A 1,052-nucleotide genomic window follows, 5' to 3' on the forward strand; every position below is an offset into this window, starting at 1 on the left:
CGCACGGCGACGTTGGAGCCCGAAGAGCTGGATGACGAGTACTTCATGCTGCGGGTGCGGATCGACGGCGGCCGGCTGACCACGCAGCAGCTCGCGCTGATCGGCGAGTTGTCCCAGACCTACGCCCGCGACACGGCCGACATCACCGACCGGCAGAACGTGCAGTACCACTGGATCCGCATCGAGGACGTCCCGACGATCTGGCGCAAGCTGGAGGACGCGGGCCTGACCACGATGGAGGCCTGTGGCGACAGTCCGCGCGTGGTGCTCGGTTCGCCGGTGGCGGGCATCGCCGAGGACGAGGTGGTCGACGGCACGCCCGCGATCGAGGAGATCCTGCGCCGCTACATCGGCGATCCGCGCTTCGCGAACCTGCCGCGCAAGTTCAAGACGGCGATCTCGGGCCTGCCGGACGTGGCGCACGAGATCCACGACGTGGCGTTCGTCGGGGTGGAGCACCCGGAGCACGGTCCCGGCTTCGACCTGTGGGTCGGCGGCGGCCTGTCGACCAACCCGATGATCGGCAGGCGGCTGGGCGCGTGGGTGTCCTCCGAGGAGGTGCCGGACGTGTGGGAGGGCGTGATCAGCGTCTTCCGCGACTACGGCTACCGCCGGCTGCGGCACCGCGCGCGGATCAAGTTCCTGGTCGCCGACTGGGGCCCGGAAAAATTCCGGGAAGTCCTCGAAACCGAGTACCTCAAGCGCAAGCTGGTCGACGGTCCCGCGCCCGAGGTGCCCGCCGTCCCGCGCGACCACATCGGTGTGCACCGGCAGAAGGACGGCCTGTTCTACGTCGGCGCGGCCCCGATCGCGGGCCGGGTGTCCGGTTCCACGCTGGTCGAGATCGCCAAGGTGGTCGAGCGGGCGGGTTCGGGCCGGGTGCGGTTGACGCCGCAGCAGAAGCTGGTCGTGCTGGACGTGCCCGAGGCCGAGGTGAAGACGCTGCAGGCCGACCTGGCGAAGCTGGGGTTGCAGACCGAGCCGTCGCCGTGGCGGCGGGGCGTGATGGCCTGCACCGGCATCGAGTTCTGCAAGCTCGCGATCGTCGAGAC

The 1,052-nt window shown here is 70.0% G+C and carries 1 protein-coding gene; it reads left to right on the forward strand.

Annotated features, from left to right (window positions below; all coding sequences use genetic code 11):
* Positions 1-1,052, forward strand: a 1,052-nt coding sequence (locus LZG04_RS41390) for a nitrite/sulfite reductase (RefSeq protein WP_233827436.1), incomplete at both ends; no start/stop codon positions are given.

This window comes from Saccharothrix sp. S26 (assembly GCF_021390395.1).
GTDB lineage: Bacteria > Actinomycetota > Actinomycetes > Mycobacteriales > Pseudonocardiaceae > Actinosynnema.